Here is a 13,012-nt window from a genome sequence, read left to right on the forward strand (position 1 = left end):
CGCGCTGGAGAGCGAGGCCGTCTACGTGCTGCGCGAGGCGGCGGCGGAGTTCGAGCGTCCCGTCCTCCTCTTCTCCGGCGGCAAGGACTCCACCGTGCTGGTGCGGCTGGCGCAGAAGGCGTTCTGGCCCGGCCCCATCCCGTTTCCCCTGCTGCACGTGGACACGGGGCACAACTTCCCCGAGGCGCTGGAGTTCCGCGACCGGCTGGCGCGCGAGACGGGGGTGGAGCTGATCGTCCGCACGGTGCAGGACTCCATCGACCGCGGCCGCTGCGTGGACGAGACGGGGCCGGGCGCCAGCCGCAACTCGCTGCAGAGCGTCACGCTCCTCGACGCCATCGCCGAGCTCAAGGCGGACGCCGCGCTGGGCGGCGCGCGGCGCGACGAGGAGAAGGCGCGGGCCAAGGAGCGCTTCTTCTCGCACCGCGACCGCTTCGGGCAGTGGAACCCGCAGAACCAGCGCCCGGAGATCTGGAGCCTGTTCAACGCGCACCGCCATCCGGGGGAGCACTTCCGCGTATTTCCGCTCAGCAACTGGACCGAGATGGACATCTGGCGGTACATTGCGCGCGAGCGGATCGAGCTTCCTTCGCTCTACTTCGCCCACCGGCGCGAGGTGGTGGCCCGCAACGGGCAGCTTCTGGCGCGCACGCCGTGGGTGCCGCTGCTCGCCGGTGAACGCTACGAGGAGCGGCAGGTGCGCTTCCGCACCGTGGGCGACGCCACCTGCACCGGCGCCATGGAGTCCGCCGCATCCACCGTGGACGAGGTGATCGCCGAGATCGCGGGGCTGCGCGTGGGCGAGCGCGGCGGCCGCGCGGACGATCACCGCTCCGAAGCGGCCCTCGAAGACCGCAAGCGCCAGGGGTACTTCTGAGCCTGATGCACAATTCCGGTGCGTGCGAAGGCCGCAACGGAAGGCTCACGCGGAGACGCGGAGACGCAGAGAGGGTCTCGGAGGAGAAGGAGGCGCTGGGAGAGCCCGACTCGTTCTTACGATCGGGACGATCTGTTCTCATTGTTCCTCTTCCGCGTCTCCGCGCCTCCGCGTGAGCCCATTTTCTCCAACGCGTCCGCGCGGCAATCGGTGATGAACGAGACTGAGACGGAGCTCCTGCGCCTGACCACGGCGGGAAGCGTGGACGACGGCAAGAGCACCCTCATCGGGCGCCTCCTGCTGGACACGGGGTCGGTGCCCGAAGACCAGCTCGAGGCGGTGGAGCGCGCCACCCGGCGGCGCGGCGGCGGCGGGGTGGACCTGTCGCTCCTCACCGATGGCCTGCGCGCCGAGCGGGAGCAGGGGATCACCATCGACGTCGCGTACCGCTACTTCGCCACGCCGCGCCGCAAGTTCATCATCGCGGACACCCCCGGCCACGTGCAGTACACCCGCAACATGGTCACCGGCGCCTCCACCGCGGACCTGGCGGTGGTGCTGGTGGACGCGGCGCGCGGCGTGCTCCCCCAGTCGCGGCGGCACGGCTTCATCGCGTCGCTGCTCGGCATTCCGCACGTGGTGGTGGCCGTCAACAAGATGGACACCGTGGACTGGGACGCGGGGACGTTCGACAGGATCGTGGCGGAGTACCGCGACTTCGCGCAGCGGCTGGAGATCGGGAGCCTCTCCTTCGTCCCAGTGTCTGCGCTGCACGGCGACAACGTGGCGGTGCCAAGCGAGCGTGCTCCCTGGTACGACGGGCCCACCCTCCTCCACCAGCTGGAGAACGCGCACGTGGGGGCGGGGCGCAACCGCATCGACTTCCGCTTCCCCATCCAGTACGTGGTGCGCTCCGGCGGGCGCGGGCTGGCGGGGCGCGTGGCGTCCGGCACCATCTCGCCGGGCGAGGAGGTGTCCATCCTCCCCGCCGGCACCCGTTCGCGCGTGCGGTCGGTGGGCACCTTCGACGGCCCTGTGGCCGAGGCCGGCCCGGGCGACTCGGTCGTGGTGACGCTGGAGGACGAGGTCGACGCCGGGCGCGGCGACATGCTGGTGCGGCGCATGAACCACCCCACCGTCTCCACCGAGTGCGACGCCACCATCTGCTGGATGGGCGACGCGCCGCTCGACACCGCCGTCCCGTACCTCCTGCGCCATACCACGCGCACCGTGCGGGCGCGCGTCACGAAGCTCGTCTACCGCATCGACGTGGACACGCTGCACCGCGAGCGGGTGGACGCGCTGGGCACCAACGACATCGGTCGGGTGGAGATCACCACTGCTTCGCCGCTCTGCTTCGACCCGTACCGCATCAACCGCGAGACGGGGAGCTTCGTCCTGATCGACCCCTTCACCCACGCCACGGTGGCCGCGGGGATGATCCGCGCCGGGGTGCGCTCGGGCGAAGAGGAGCGGACGGAGGCCTCGCCCAACGTGGCCTGGGAAGGGTGGAACATCTCGCGCGCCGAGCGCGAGCGCCGCAACGGGCACCGCGCCGCCGTGGTCTGGCTGACGGGGCTTCCCGGGGCGGGGAAGACCACCGCCGCCCGCGCCCTGGAGCGCCAGCTCTTCGGCATGGGGTGCTCGACGATGCTCCTCGATGGCGACCAGCTGCGCCACGGCCTCACCGGCGACCTCGGCTTCAGCGCGGAGGACCGGCGCGAGAACGTGCGGCGCGTGGGCGAGGTGGCGAGCCTCTTCTTCCAGCAGGGCTCCATCGTCCTCTGCTCGCTCGTCTCCCCGTTTCGCGCCGACCGCGACCGGGTGCGCGGCATGCTTCCCGAGGGTTCCTTTCTGGAGGTGCACGTGGAGTGCGACCTGGACGAGTGCCGCCGCCGTGATCCCAAGGGCCTCTATGCCCGCGCCGAGCGCGGCGAGATCCCCGAGCTGACCGGCGTGTCGTCGCCGTACGAGGCGCCGGAGCGTCCCGAGCTGGTCCTGCACACCGACCGCGAGAGCGCCGAAGCATCGGCCGCGCGCCTGCTGGAGTTGCTGCGCGAGCGCGGCGTCCTGGGAGAGATCCATGGCCGGTGAGCCGCGCGTCGTCGTCCGCCCGTCGCCGCTCTGCGCCGAGACGCCCCTCGAAGCGCTCGCAACCGAGATCACACCCGCGGGGCTGCACTACGTCCGCAGCAACTTCCCCTTCCCAGATCTGGACGCGCGCACCCACCGCATCCGCGTGGACGGCGCCGTCGGGGAGCCGCTGGAGCTGGGGATGGACGAGCTGGCCCGCCTCCCCCGCCGCACCGTGGGCGTGACGCTGGAGTGCGCGGGGAACGACCGCCTCACCCTCGCGCCGCTGCCAGCGGGCGAGCTGTGGGGCGGCGGCGCGGTGGCGACGGCGGAGTGGGGCGGCGTCTCCCTTGCGGACGTCCTCGCCCGCGCCGGCGTCGCGCACGGGGCCGTGGAGGTGCTCGTGGAGGCCGCCGACGAGGGAGTGGCGGGGGGCAACGAGATCCGCTTCGCCCGCTCGCTCCCGATGGAGAAGGCGCTGCACGCGGACACGCTGCTGGCGTTCGAGATGAACGGCGAGCCCCTGCCGCCCGAGCACGGCGCGCCTCTGCGGCTGGTGGTCCCCGGCTGGTACGGGATGGCGAGCGTCAAGTGGGTGGCGCGCATCTCCGTGCTCACCGAGCCGTTCGCCGGCTGGTTCCAGCGCGACCGCTACGTGCTGGACTACGGCGCCGGCGGCCCCATCGTACCCGTCGCGGAGATGGCGGTGAAGGCCGTCGTCACCGGACCGCGGGGCGGGGAAGTGCTCGGCACGGGGCCGGTCACGGTGGACGGGTGGGCGTGGTCCGGCACGGGGCCCATCACCCGCGTGCAGGTGGCGGTGGACGGAGGCGACGCGTGGGAGGATGCACGGGTGCACCCCGCCTCCGGCGGCTACCTGTGGCAGCGGTGGGAGTACGAATGGGCGAGCCGCGCGCCCGGGCGCCACACCCTGCGCGTCCGCGCGCACGACGCGGCGGGGAACGTGCAGCCGGACGCCCCGCGCTGGAACCGGCTCGGCTACGGCGCCAACGCGGTACGCGCGGTCGTCGTCGAAGCGCGCTGACCCGCCCAACGCGCCGCACCTTCTTGCGAATCAGGAGTGGGACCGTCCAGATGCATCACCGCTCCACCGTAGTCCGCCCGACCGCGTCCGCCGAGCCGCTCCCCGTCGCGCCGCCGCGGCCCGCGCGGGTCCAGATCCTTCTCTCCACCTACAACGGCGCGGAGTTCCTTCCCGAGCTGCTGGCGAGCCTCGATGCGCAGAGCCTGCAGGACTTCGACCTGCGCGTGCGCGACGACGGCTCCACCGACGGCACGCTGGCGATCCTGGACGAGTACGCCCGCCGCCGCTCCGCCACGGTGGAGCGCGGGGCGCACGTGGGCGTGCCGGAGAGCTTCTTCCGCGCGCTCCGCGACGCCGAGCCCGGCGCCGAGTTCTTTGCGTACTGCGACCAGGACGACGTGTGGCTGCCGGGCAAGGTGGCGCGCGCGGTCGAGTACCTGTCGCGAGCCGATCCCGCGCGCCCCGCGCTCTACTGCTCCGGCCTCACGCCCGTCGACGTGCACCTTGAGCCGCTCGACAAGCCGCGGAGAGACGTCCGGGCGCTGGATTTCCGCAACGCGCTGGTGGAGAACCAGGTGTCGGGGTGCACGATGATGTTCAACCACGCGGCCTGGGAGCTCCTCACGCGCAGCACGCCGCAGGGAGCGCTGATGCACGACCACTGGGCGTATCTGGTGGTCTCCGCCTTCGGCACGATCCACTTCGACCCCGAGCCGAGCCTCCTCTACCGCCAGCACCCCAGCAACACCGTGGGGATGCCGCGCGGGCTCTGGTCACGCGTGCGCAACTTCCAGAAGCGCCGCGGGATGTCGCCGCTCTTTGCGCAGGCGGAGGAGTTCCGCGCGTTGTACGGCGGCGCGCTGGACGCGGTGCGCCTTGCCGCCCTGGACCGCTTCCTCGCCAGCCGCCAGTCTACATCCCGCCGGCTCCGCTACGCCCTCCGCCCCGCCACCTACCGCCACCGGGCCGTGGACGACGTGGCGCACAGGCTGATGGTGGCGCTGGGGTACTTTTGAGTGCGTGAGTGCGTGAGTGCGTGAGTGCGTGAGTGCGTGAATGCGTGAGTGCGTGAGTGCGTGAGTGCGTGAGTGCGTTAGTGCGGTTTGTTCGTGTCATCCGGCCTGCCGATGTCCTCCACCCCCGACTGTCCCGCCGAGTTAATCCGCTCCTGGGCCTCTGAACCATGTCTGCGCTCCGTGCTTCCAACGAGGGACTCCGCCACTGGTCGTTCCGCCGCAAGCTGGTGAGCGGCCTCGCGGCGCTGTGCGCGGTCGCCGCGCTGGCGCTGGCCGCCCTCACCTGGAGCGCCGCGTCGGAGCGGGGGATCGCGCAGCGGGTCGCTCGCCAGGAGCTCCCCGGACTGGGCCTCGTGCTCAACGTGGACCGCGATGCGCACCAGGTGGTGCTCGCGCTGCACAAGGCGGCCGGCTCGCCCGACCCGGCCGCGCGCTCGCGCTGGCTGGACACATATGCCGAGAACATTACCCAGACGCGTGAGCGACTGAAGACGTACCGGGCTCTCCCCCGGGTGCGCGAGGGGAGTGGCGAGCTCCTCGACATCGCGGACCGTACGCGCGACTCGCTGCAGATGCTTGGCGATGAGATCGCGGCGCTGGCACGCGGGGGCCAGCTCGCCGCGGCCGCCGGACGGCTTCCCGAGCTCGAAGTGAAGCTGGAGCGCCTCAGAGATCCGCTCGGCACCCTGGAGGAAGGGCACGAGGCGGACACCGAAGCCCTCTCTCGCCGTGCGCGGACCGCGGCCTGGGTCTCCTGGGCGGCGACCCTCGCATCCCTCCTCCTGCTGGGCCTTGCGGTCGGCGCGATCGCGCGGGAGATGGAGCGCCAGGTGACCGTGCCCATCACACGACTCGTCCAGGTGGCCGAGCAGCTTGCGCGGGGCGATCTGGATGTGGACGTCGGACGGGACCGCGAACGCCGCGACGAGATCGGCCGCCTCTCCAGCGCGATGCAGACGACGGTGGAGTCGGAGCGCGAGATCGCGCGAGTCGCGGCCCGCGTCGCCGCCGGAGACCTGTCGGTGCGGGTGACGCCGCGCTCCGCGCAGGACCGGCTGAGCGCCGCGCTGGCCGAAGTCGTCGAGTCCGAGCGCGAGATGGCGCGCATCGCGGAGCAGATCGCGGCGGGCGACCTGACCGTCACTGTGCCGCGGCGCTCGGGTGAGGATGCGCTCAGCGCCGCGCTGACTTCGATGGTGGAGCGGCTCGCGACGGTGATCTCCGACGTGCGCACGGGGGCGGAAGTGCTCTCCGGAGCCTCCGGCCAGATGACCCTCACGGCGCAGTCGCTGGCCGAGGGCGCCGGCGACCAGGCCGCGGCGGCCCAGGAAACGACGGCCAGTCTCGACGAGATCGGGGCCACCGTGAGCCGGAACGCGGCGGAGAGCAGGGTGGTGGAGCGCAACGCCCTGCGCGCGGCCGAAGAGGCGGCGGCGGTCGGCAACGCGGTGCAGGAGTCCGTGGCGGCGATGCACGAGATCACGCAGCGGGTGAGCATCGTGGAGGAGATCGCCGAGCAGACGAACATGCTCGCCCTCAACGCGGCCATCGAGGCGGCTCGTGCGGGGGAGCAGGGGCGTGGGTTCGCGGTCGTGGCGGACGAGGTGAGGAAGCTGGCCGTGCGTGCCCAGCAGTCCGCGCAGGAGATCAGGGTGCTGGCCGCGGGCAGCATCGAGACCGTGGAACGCTCGAGCGGGCTGATCGTGGCGCTGGTGCCCACCATCCGCCTCACCACCGAGCAGATGCAGCGCGTCGCCGATGCATCGGACGAGCAGACCGCAAGCCTGGGCCACATCAACCGCGCGATGGAGCAGGTGGACCAGGTCGCCCAATCCAACGCAGCCGCCACCGAAGAGCTCGCCGCCACCGCCCAGGAGCTCTCCGCCCAGGCGGAGGCACTGCAGGAGCGCGTGCGGTATTTCCGAGTCGCGGCGCGGATGGGGTGAGTGCGTAAGTGCGTAAGTGCGTAAGTGCGTAAGTGCGTTGGTCCCCCCCATATCTGTCATCCTGAGCGACGCGCGGCACCAACCTCCGCGCGGCTCCAAACTCTGGCGCGGAGCGAAGGATCTACTGCGCGCAACGAGGGCCCCGTGGTCTCGCGCCGGCCTCTCGCCTCGCCGGCTAGATCCTTCGGTCGCCGCAGGAGTACGGCGCACGGCGGGCATCCGTCTGGCGGCTCCCTCAGGATGACAAGGGGTTGGGGGCAGCCGGCGTGGTTCACGCACTCACGCACTCACGCACTCACGCACTTCCCCCTCGCCTTGACACACCCGCCCACCCCCGTAGATTCCCGCCCGCATCTACCGCTCTACATTGCACTTGGACGGAGACGACCCCGTTGGCCGCACCTGCCGTGCTCATGCTGGAAGACGGACGCGTATTTGCCGGCGAGTCGTACGGAGCCGGGGGGACGGCGTTCGGCGAGGTGGTGTTCAACACCTCGATGACCGGGTACCAGGAGGTCCTCACCGACCCGTCGTACACCGGCCAGCTCGTGGCGATGACCTACCCGCTGATCGGCAACTACGGCGTCAACCCGGCGGACGAGGAGTCGGCGCGGCCGCAGGTGGCCGGCTTCATCCTCCACGAAGCGCCGCCGATGCACAGCAACTGGCGCGCGACCGAGCCGCTCCACGACTACCTCGAGCGCAGCGGCGTGGTGGCCATCCAGGGCGTCGACACGCGCGCCCTCACCCGCCACATCCGCTCGCGCGGGTCGATGCGCGCCGCCATCGCGCCGGCGGACGGGGCGGGCAACGCGCTCCTGGAGCGCATCCTCGCCCAGCCCTCCATGGCGGGCTTGGACCTGGCGGACGAGGTCTCCACGCACGAGCGCTACACCGTGACCCCCGCGGGCGAGCGGCGCTACCGGGTGCTGGCGTACGACTTCGGAGTCAAGAGCAACTCCCTGCAGCTCCTGGCCGACCGCGGCTGCGAGGTGACGGTGATCCCCTCGCACACGCCCGTGGAGGAGATCGTCGCGGCGGGGGCGGACGGGCTCTTCGTCTCCAATGGCCCCGGCGACCCGGAGGCGGTGCCCCACGCGCTGGACTCCATCCGCGAGCTGGGCGCACGCGACACGCCTGTCTTCGGGATCTGCCTGGGCCACCAGCTCATCTCACGCGCATTTGGGGCGACTACTTACAAGCTTCTGTACGGCCACCGGGGCGGCAACCACCCCGTGCGCCGCGTGAGCGACGGGGCGGTGGAGATCACCTCGCAGAACCATGGTTTCGCGGTGGAGGGAGACGAGAGCGGGATCCCCGGCGCGCCGGGGCTGCGCGTGACCCACGTCAACCTGAACGACGGCACCGTGGAGGGCGTGGAGCACACCGAGCAGCCCGTTTTCTCGGTGCAGTACCACCCCGAGGCGGCGCCGGGGCCGCACGACTCCGTCTATCTCTTTGACCGCTTTGTGGATGAGATGGAGCGCCGCCGCAACCTCGCGGGCGGAGACGCTTGACGGCACGCGGGCGGCGGATTATCCTTCGGTCGTCCTAAATAGCCGTCCCACACCCCCTTAGGCCGTCTTCGCCCGCAACGCGCCTGCTCCGCCCCCTCCGGCCGCAACGATCCAACGTTTGCCGAACCCGGTTTTTTCGCCCTGAAAACGGGTGAAACAGCGGTGCAAATCATTTCCGGCCGTCGCGTGCACGAAGGAGTTCTTCGGGAGGCTCCTCCATCCCGAAGGAGGGCCGCGCGGCTCCTATCGCTCGAATTGCGCTGCGTCGCGCATCGACCCGGGGCACAGCCCCAGCATCAACCCCCCCAGGAGGAAGTTTCATGACCAAGGCGGATCTGGTACAGAAGGTCGCCGACACGATCGGCCCCGGCATCACGAAGCGCGACTGCGCGGTGGTGGTGGATTCGTTCCTGAACTCCATCAAGGACGCCATGGCGGATCACCAGAACATCGAGATCCGAGGGTTCGGCACCTTCAAGGTCCGTGAGCGCAAGAGCCGCCTGGCGCGCAACCCGCGCACCGGCGACCCGGTGGAGGTTCCGCCGCGCGCCGTGCCGGTGTTCAAGCCGTCGAAGGAGCTCCGCGCACTGGTGGAGGAGAAGGTGCTGGAGGTTTGAACGGAAGTGCTAAGTCCTGAGTGCTAAGTGCTGAACTACCATGCGCATGGTTCCAGCACTTAGCACTTAGGACTCAGCACTCTCTGTGTTGCCGACGCCGTGCGACCGCCCGCCCCGGGACCCGGGGCGGGCGTTTTTCTTGCGTGCTCCGGCGGGTGTCTTCCACCCGGAGCTTCCCGCCATGCCGCAGTCGTTCGACCCGCGCGACGCCCGCGCCTCGCGCACCCTCTCCGCCCGCTCGCTGGGCCCGTACGAGACCGCCTACGACACCCGCCGCGGCTACACCGAGGTGGACGGCCCGGCCGAGCGCCCGATGCGCCACCACGAGGACGAGGTATGGCGCGGGCGGGGGCGGGACGAGCGGTAGCACGCCTGTGGCACACCTCCTGCCCGGTCCGCCCGCTGAACCCGGACCGGAGATCGTATGCTCATCCAGGAAGTGCTGACCGACCTGTCCCCGGCGGAAGTGATCGACCGGGCGCGCGAGTTCTTCAACATGCGCTTCTCGCCCTACGGCGGCTTCACGGCCGACGAGGGCCCGTCGCACATCACCTTCAACACCGAAGCGGGCGACGTGGCGGTCGGCATCGGGACGCAGGAGGGCCGCACGATGGTGCGCGCCTCCACCTCGCGCCTCCACCACGAGGTCTCGCAGTTCCTCATCACCATCGCCCCTCCGGAAGAGGTCCGGCAGAACGTGCCCGGGCCGGGGGCGTCGGGGGCTGGGTGAACCGCGGGGAATGGGGAATGGGGAATGGGGAATGGGACGACCGGCGAATCACTCCATCTGTCATCCTGAGCGAAGCGCCGCCCCGATCTCGCCCCGGCTCTGACCTATGGCGCGAGCGAAGGATCTACTGCGCGTTCCGAGAGGCTCGCCTTTCACCGCGATCCTCTCGCCCCACCGGCTAGATCCTTCACTCCGCGCCAAGCATTGGAGACGTGGCAGATACGGAGACGCGCGTCGCTCAGGATGACAGAAGGGTGGTGGGCCAACCCTCCCCAGCCCGCTTCAGCGGGCTTCGCGTGGTTCCAGCCGGGGGATTCATCCCCCGGTGTTCGATGCCGGCGTTCCGGCACCATCTCCCATTCCCCATTCCCCATTCCCCATTCCCCATTCCCCGCTTTCCGAACCCCGCCGCCTCCGCGGTGTACTCGTCCACGTCGCACGCATGCACCCACCCGCGCGGAGCCCGATGATCGTTCGCACCCTCTTCTTCGCCACGTACCGCGACCTCGCCGGGACGGACGAGCTCGCGGTCGAGCTGCCGGCGGGGGCGCGCGTCGCGGACCTGGTGCGGCAGCTGCGCGCGGGGGGCACCGCGCTCGCTTCGCTCCCCGAATCACCCGTGGTGGCCGTGAACATGGACTACGCACCCGCCGCCACCGCGCTCAATGACGGCGACGAGGTGGCGTTCATTCCGCCTGTAGCGGGGGGCTGACGTGGGGGCAAGCTACGCCGCCGTCGTCGCCGAGCCGCTGGATGCCGCACGCATCCTCGCGGACACGCTCTCCCGCGAAGACGGCGCCGCGCTCCTCTTCTGGGGCGTGGTGCGCAACGAGAACGATGGACGCGCCGTGACCCAGCTCGAGTACCACGCATACGAGGCGATGGCCGAACGCGAGCTCCTCCGCATCGCCGACGAGGCGCGCGAGCGGTGGGGGACGGGCGACATCCGCGTCGTCCATCGCGTCGGATTGCTGCAGGTGGGGGAGGCGAGCATCGCCATCGCCGTAGCGGCGCCGCATCGCGGGGAGGCGTACGAGGCCAGCCGCTACGTCATCGAGCAGGTCAAGCAGCGCGTGCCCGTATGGAAGCGCGAGGGGTACGTGGAGGGTGCGCACGAGTGGGTCCCCGGCTTCACCCCGGCGGCCGGATGACGCGCCTCGTGCAGCTCGGCGGCGCGCTTCCCGTCGTCGCCGAGAACGCCATCCCCGAGCACGGGCCGATGACCGACGGCTTCGGCCGCCGCATCGAGTACCTGCGCATCTCGGTGACCGACAAGTGCAACCTCCGCTGCGTCTACTGCATGCCGGAGGAAGGCCTCCCCTGGCTGCGCCGCGAGGAGCTCCTCTCGTACGAGGAGATCGGCGAGGTCGTGCGAACGATGGCGGGTCTGGGGCTGCGCCGCGTGCGCATCACCGGGGGCGAGCCGCTCGTGCGCCGCGACCTCCCGTCGCTGGTGCGCATCCTCCGTGCGATTCCCGGCATCGAGGACATCGCCCTCTCCACCAACGCCGTTCTGCTGGGCGAGCACGCGGATGCGCTGCGCTCCGCGGGCCTGGACCGCGTCAACGTCTCGCTCGACTCGCTGCTCCCCGAGCGCATCGACGCCATCTCGCGGCGTGCGGGCTCCGCGCAGGCGATCCTGAATGGGCTGGAGGCGGCGGAGCGCGCGGGGTTCTTCCCCATCAAGGTCAACTGCGTGGTGATGCGCGGCCGCAACGATGACGAGGTGGAGGCGTTCGCCGCCATCACGCGCGAGCGGCCCTGGCACGTGCGCTTCATCGAGGTGATGCCGACCGGCGACAACCTGGGCGTGTCGCAGGACGAGTACGTGTCGTCGGAGGAGACCCTCGGGCGCATCGCCCGCATCGGCGACCTGCGGCCGGTTGCGGGGCCGCGCGGCAACGGGCCGGCGAAGTATTACGCGTTCGACGGCGCGGCGGGGACGGTGGGCGTCATCACGCCCATGAGCCACAACTACTGCGGCACCTGCAACCGCATGCGCCTCACGGCCGATGGCCAGCTCCGGCCGTGCCTCTTCGGCGATCTCCACACCGCCCTGCGCGATCCTCTCCGCCGAGGCGAGCCGCTGGAGCCGCTGATCCGCCACACCCTCCGCATCAAGCCCGAGCGCCACTGGCTGGTGCAGGGGAGCGACGAGGGGAGCGGGGGGCTGCGGGCGCTGAGCCAAGTGGGAGGGTAGGGGGTGAGCGCGTCGTAACGCGGGCGGTGGCGCGGCGGCGGGCACGGGCAGCCACGTGGGGCGGCCCCTACGGGGATCCCGGTGCGGGAGGGCGGGGTCGAGGTGGCGGCGAGGGCGGGCAGACACGCAGGTCTGCCCCTACGGGATCTCGGTGCGGAGGGCGGACATCGGGGTGGGGGCGAGGGCGGGCGCGATGAATCGCGCCCCTACAACTGATGTTCTCCGGGAGTCCGCGAAGGCGGACTTTGTGCTTTTGTTGCCGCGAGTTTACTCGCCCCAGCCCTGAACCCGGTCCCGTTCTTCCGGAGGTGCGTCGGGTATCCGTGCGAGCGCGGCATCATAGCTCGCGCGGTCACCCCGAGCTGCGCGCGCGGCGAGATAATCCTCCGTCATCAGCGCGGACATCTTTTCGGCGACGGCGGTGGCGATAAACTGATCGATCGAGATTCCCTCGCGCGAAGCAAGCTCGCGGACCTGCTTGTGGAGCGACTCGGGGAGGCGCAGGCTCAGCGTCGTCATTTTAGCTCTCCTATTTTCTTCAGGAACGCCGCCGGGGTGAGCGCTTTGATGCCGAAGCGCTCGCAGCCCGCGAAGTCTCGTTCGTTGTACGTCACGATGAAGGGACACCCAGCCTTGACTGCAAGTTCCAGGACCATGTCGTCCTTGGGATCTCGCAGGTACGGGCGCCAGAGGAAGAAGATCTCGTGCGTACGAGCTACCGAGCAATGGAAATCGAGGACAGCGTCAATATCAGAGGCTGACAGCGGAATCCCAGCCTCACGCCGCAGTAACACGTCCTCGTACTCCAGGACCAGCGGCACGGAAAGGTTGATCCCACACCGTTCCGTGCCGACGAGCGATAGTAGCAGGAACGCCACACCGTTGCGGGAGCGCAGCCCCGCAACCAAGACGTTCGTGTCGATGACGATCTGCGGCGGAGGCATGCGACATCGTAGGCGCGACAACGCCTGAGGTCAACGGAGAAGCGCCC

14 protein-coding genes are annotated in these 13,012 nt (G+C 70.5%); 12 read left to right on the top strand and 2 right to left on the bottom strand.

The window, feature by feature from the left end; translation table 11 throughout:
- From cysD to moaA, 12 genes are all read left to right on the top strand, one after another.
- The coding region (cysD, locus tag VF647_12325) for a sulfate adenylyltransferase subunit CysD (protein ID HEX8452878.1) at positions 1 to 877 on the top strand (877 nt) is incomplete at its 5' end.
- Between the two features lie 210 nt (positions 878 to 1,087).
- Positions 1,088 to 2,971, top strand: coding sequence for an adenylyl-sulfate kinase (gene cysC / locus VF647_12330; GenBank protein ID HEX8452879.1), 1,884 nt, complete (start codon positions 1,088 to 1,090; stop codon positions 2,969 to 2,971).
- Positions 2,961 to 3,995, top strand: a complete 1,035-nt coding sequence (locus VF647_12335) for a sulfite oxidase (protein ID HEX8452880.1) — start codon at positions 2,961 to 2,963, stop codon at positions 3,993 to 3,995. The genes cysC and VF647_12335 overlap by 11 nt, the downstream gene beginning before the upstream one ends.
- A gap of 50 nt (positions 3,996 to 4,045) precedes the next feature.
- Positions 4,046 to 5,011 carry a glycosyltransferase family 2 protein gene (locus VF647_12340; GenBank protein ID HEX8452881.1) on the top strand — a complete coding sequence of 322 codons (966 nt, stop codon included), beginning with the start codon at positions 4,046 to 4,048 and terminating at the stop codon, positions 5,009 to 5,011.
- Between the two features lie 167 nt (positions 5,012 to 5,178).
- Positions 5,179 to 6,957 carry a methyl-accepting chemotaxis protein gene (locus VF647_12345; GenBank protein HEX8452882.1) on the top strand — a complete coding sequence of 593 codons (1,779 nt, stop codon included), beginning with the start codon at positions 5,179 to 5,181 and terminating at the stop codon, positions 6,955 to 6,957.
- A 392-nt stretch (positions 6,958 to 7,349) separates the two neighbouring features.
- Entirely contained in the window at positions 7,350 to 8,474 is a 1,125-nt protein-coding gene (gene carA / locus VF647_12350) for a glutamine-hydrolyzing carbamoyl-phosphate synthase small subunit (protein ID HEX8452883.1), read from the top strand.
- Between the two features lie 320 nt (positions 8,475 to 8,794).
- Positions 8,795 to 9,091 carry an HU family DNA-binding protein gene (locus VF647_12355; protein HEX8452884.1) on the top strand — a complete coding sequence of 99 codons (297 nt, stop codon included), beginning with the start codon at positions 8,795 to 8,797 and terminating at the stop codon, positions 9,089 to 9,091.
- A gap of 181 nt (positions 9,092 to 9,272) precedes the next feature.
- The gene (locus VF647_12360) at positions 9,273 to 9,458 is read left to right on the top strand and encodes a hypothetical protein (GenBank protein HEX8452885.1); all 186 of its coding nucleotides are present in this window, start codon (positions 9,273 to 9,275) and stop codon (positions 9,456 to 9,458) included.
- 57 nt (positions 9,459 to 9,515) lie between these two features.
- Positions 9,516 to 9,821 carry a hypothetical protein gene (locus tag VF647_12365; GenBank protein HEX8452886.1) on the top strand — a complete coding sequence of 102 codons (306 nt, stop codon included), beginning with the start codon at positions 9,516 to 9,518 and terminating at the stop codon, positions 9,819 to 9,821.
- Between the two features lie 466 nt (positions 9,822 to 10,287).
- Positions 10,288 to 10,533, top strand: a complete 246-nt coding sequence (moaD, locus tag VF647_12370; GenBank protein HEX8452887.1) for a molybdopterin converting factor subunit 1 — start codon at positions 10,288 to 10,290, stop codon at positions 10,531 to 10,533.
- A 1-nt stretch (position 10,534) separates the two neighbouring features.
- The gene (locus tag VF647_12375) at positions 10,535 to 10,972 is read left to right on the top strand and encodes a molybdenum cofactor biosynthesis protein MoaE (protein ID HEX8452888.1); all 438 of its coding nucleotides are present in this window, start codon (positions 10,535 to 10,537) and stop codon (positions 10,970 to 10,972) included.
- On the top strand, positions 10,969 to 12,021 hold the full coding sequence (gene moaA, locus VF647_12380; GenBank protein HEX8452889.1) for a GTP 3',8-cyclase MoaA: 1,053 nt from the start codon (positions 10,969 to 10,971) through the stop codon (positions 12,019 to 12,021). Before VF647_12375 ends, moaA begins: the two co-directional genes overlap by 4 nt.
- 267 nt (positions 12,022 to 12,288) lie before the next feature.
- On the opposite strand, the gene VF647_12385 is transcribed toward moaA, so the two are convergent.
- Positions 12,289 to 12,540 carry a toxin-antitoxin system HicB family antitoxin gene (locus VF647_12385; GenBank protein HEX8452890.1) on the bottom strand — a complete coding sequence of 84 codons (252 nt, stop codon included), beginning with the start codon at positions 12,538 to 12,540 and terminating at the stop codon, positions 12,289 to 12,291.
- On the bottom strand, positions 12,537 to 12,965 hold the full coding sequence (locus VF647_12390; protein HEX8452891.1) for a putative toxin-antitoxin system toxin component, PIN family: 429 nt from the start codon (positions 12,963 to 12,965) through the stop codon (positions 12,537 to 12,539). The genes VF647_12385 and VF647_12390 overlap by 4 nt, the downstream gene beginning before the upstream one ends.
- Positions 12,966 to 13,012: the final 47 nt, after the last annotated feature.

This window comes from Longimicrobium sp. (genome assembly GCA_036387335.1).
Taxonomy (GTDB): domain Bacteria; phylum Gemmatimonadota; class Gemmatimonadetes; order Longimicrobiales; family Longimicrobiaceae; genus Longimicrobium.